Here is a 3,206-nt window from a genome sequence, read left to right as displayed (position 1 = left end):
CCGAAACAGGCTTTGAGTATCAGCCTACTTTTAAACTCCATTACCGTTTACTGTACTTGCTGCTTACCTGGTTTTGTACCGGCTTTATCCTTACCGCTTATGCACACCTGCTTGTAGGCCTTGTACCATTGGGTAACCCCTACCGCGAATACCTCATCTGTGGCGGACAGGTCCTTTTTCAGGGAGCCGCGATATGCAGCTTTGATCGCCGCAACCTGTGGACCTACCTCGGCAATATGATGACCATCTCTTTTGCCGGTAGTTTATTACTGCTGATAGGTTTGGCTGTGAGTCACTTTTTTCAATTCGGTGCTGCGGTTTATACCTTGTATTTTATGGCGGTTGCCGGGTTGATGTTCCTGGAACACATCCGGCGTACCAAATTGTTGGGGCTGGGCTGGGTGCTCACCGTTACCTGGGTAACTTATCGTATTATTTTATTGTTGCTTATCTTAAACCTTAACTAATCATGAAACCCTATAAAAAAATTGTGCTGGCCGGTGGTAACGGTTACCTCGGTACAGTGCTGGCCAACTACTACCGCGATCTGGCAAATGAAGTGATCATCCTTGCCCGCAAACAAAAACCGGTGAACGGCAATGTGCACACCGCTGTTTGGGATGGAGAAACTGAAGCCGGCTGGACAGTACACCTTGCCGGTGCCGATATGCTGATAAACCTGTGCGGTAAAAATGTGAACTGCCGCTACACCGAAAGAAACAAAAGGGAGATCATCCGTTCAAGGGTGGTACCTACCGAACTATTGGGAAAGGTGATCAATAAAATGGTTAATCCGCCAAAGGTTTGGATCAACGTAACCTCTGCCACCATTTACCGCCATGCCGAAGACTATCCGCAAGATGAGGAAACGGGCGAAATTGGCTATGGCTTTTCTATCGATGTTTGCAATATCTGGGAAAGCACTTTCTTTAAAACCGACACGCCCCATACCCGTAAAATCGCCCTGCGCATGGGCATTGTATTAGGCCGAAGCGACAGCGTTTTTCCAAGGTTACTTAACCTTGTCAAGTTTGGTCTTGGCGGTAAACAGGGCGATGGCCAACAATACATGGCCTGGGTACACGAGCATGACGTAGCCCGCAGCACCCAATGGCTGCTGGATCATCCTGAATTGAACGGCGTATTTAACTGCACCGCTCCCGAAGGTTCAAAAAATACGGATATGATGCAGACTATCCGCGAGGCTTATGGTGCCCCATTGGGCTTACCAGCTCCGCAATGGCTGCTGGAAGTTGGTGCTATGGTGATCGGCACCGAAACCGAGCTGATATTGAAAAGCCGCTGGGTAATGCCGAAACGTTTATTGGATAGCGGGTTTAAATTTCAATATGAAAAAGCTGAACATGCGGTGCATGATATTTTGAGTATAAGGGAATGAATAGTTCGGTAATAGTGCATTTTTTGAACCAGACTGGTGCACGTGAAAATTATCAACAGAACCTTGAAGAATAACAACAATGAAACGACCAGTATATACTATATTCAATGTTATTTATCAAATTATAATATGTTGGCTACTGGTTTTTTTGAACGCATATTATAATGATCTGATTATCCCAGAAAGTTTGGCGCGATCATCGGGAAGAATTGGAATGAAAATACTTATCGCATTGGCCGAAAGTTTATTATTTATATTAATTACCTACGTAATTAATCGAGCCGTCTTAAGTGATCTTGAAGATAAAGAAAGTCAAAAAAGCGTTGCAAACAAAACTGGCAAAGTACAAATAACCATCACAGTGTTTTTTATAGTATCAACAACCCTTAGTTGATAGCTTTAGGTATCATCTTGCGCTCGTTTGCAACGAGCGTTTAATATGGTTTAGCGATTGTATCGCTATGATTGACGTTACAAACGTAAACCCACGTTAAGCACTCGTTGCAAACGAGCGCAAGATACAAATGATTGATGGAGGGCGCGGCAATCGCACGGAAACAGATCCGATCTGTAGAGTATGTTATTACCTCGTTCGGATTAAAATTAGTTATATTAGGCTTAATGAAGTGCTATTTGTCACGAGTATCCGTCCTGCTATTTTTCATCTTACTGGCTGATAGCTTGAATGCACAGGTAAAACCCAATTACTACACCGATTACCACGTACACCTGCAAGACTCAGCCACAGTGCAATTGGGATATCGCATGATGAAGGCTTTCCACCTGAAGGCTACCAAGATGGATTCGCTTTGCTTTGACGCTGACACCATTATCAAGCGACTTGATAAGGCAAAGTTTTATTCGGCCTGGATCATATCAAATGCCTATTGGTTCGGTTCGCCGGTTACACCCGTGCAGAATGAATACGAAGAGGTAAAAAAGCAAAACGACTGGATAGCTGCGCAGGCTGCACGATATCCTGATAGGTTGAAAGCCTTTATGAGCGTTAATCCGTTAAAGCCTTATGCCATAGGCGAGATTGAACGCTGCGCTGCCACCAAACGTTTTACCGGCCTCAAGCTTCATTTTGCCAATAGTAAGGTTAACCTTTTTGATAAAGTCCAGCTTAAACAGTTGCAGAAAGTATTTGCTGTTGCCAATAAATACAACCTGCTTTTGCTCGTTCATTTTCGCAGCAGCGAAAAGTGGGATGGTGCAGCAAACACCGAAATTTTAATAAAACAAATACTGCCTTTTGCAAAAAACACCAAGGTGGTTATCGCTCACATGGCCGGTTGGGGCGGCTATGACCGGCAAACTGATAAAGCGTTGTCTCTAATTGCGGCTTACCTGCATTCCGATAAAAGTCCTCACTTATACCTTGATATCAGCGCCACTTTCCCACTCGGTTCAGATAAAGACCACACCAAATCCATTAAAGGCAGGGTAACCTGGCACCCCTTGACCGCCCTCAAAAAACAGATTAAAAATATTGGTACAGATCATATCGTATTTGGAACAGACTGGCCGTTAATAGATATCGATACGTATGTTAAGGTGTTGGATGAAAATTTAGGTAGACAAACTGCTCAACAAATATTGAACACGCGGGTGACTGCCAATTGATTGTTTAAAACCTTGTTTTGGGATGTAATAAGCCCAACATGTCATTGCGAGTAACCATCAGGGTACCTGAAAAAAAATGTAATGACGTGCCCTGCGATGAGAAGTAAGATATTTGCGGAATAAACAGGGCAAATTAGACACCCCGTATAACCCTTGGGACCTTATAGAGTCCGCTTGCGAG

Annotated in this window: 3 protein-coding genes and 1 pseudogene; all 4 read left to right on the top strand. The window is 44.0% G+C overall.

From position 1 onward, the window contains the following. A pseudogene (locus tag VF500_RS09860) lies at nt 1-467 on the top strand (DUF393 domain-containing protein); the annotation flags it as partial. A 2-nt stretch (nt 468-469) separates the two neighbouring features. After that, complete coding sequence (locus tag VF500_RS09855) at nt 470-1,399, top strand: TIGR01777 family oxidoreductase (RefSeq protein WP_330859513.1); 930 nt, start codon at nt 470-472, stop codon at nt 1,397-1,399. A gap of 79 nt (nt 1,400-1,478) precedes the next feature. Next, nucleotides 1,479-1,793 (top strand): hypothetical protein, encoded by a 315-nt coding sequence (locus VF500_RS09850; RefSeq protein WP_330859512.1) that lies wholly within the window; start codon nt 1,479-1,481, stop codon nt 1,791-1,793. 287 nt (nt 1,794-2,080) lie between these two features. After that, a complete protein-coding gene (locus VF500_RS09845) occupies nt 2,081-3,025 on the top strand; it encodes an amidohydrolase family protein (protein WP_330859511.1) in 945 nt (314 codons plus the stop codon). Nucleotides 3,026-3,206: the final 181 nt, after the last annotated feature.

It is taken from the genome of Mucilaginibacter sp., assembly GCF_036383575.1.
Classification (GTDB): Bacteria; Bacteroidota; Bacteroidia; order Sphingobacteriales; family Sphingobacteriaceae; genus Mucilaginibacter.
Note: the sequence above shows the minus strand (reverse complement) of the source record. Positions and strands in the feature narration are given on the sequence as shown.

Bases quoted from the DNA above. Each gene is read 5' to 3' on its own strand.
- VF500_RS09855 (WP_330859513.1), top strand. From the start codon at position 470: ATGAAACCCTATAAAAAAATTGTGCTGGCCGGTGGTAACGGTTACCTC.
- VF500_RS09850 (WP_330859512.1), top strand. From the start codon at position 1,479: ATGAAACGACCAGTATATACTATATTCAATGTTATTTATCAAATTATA.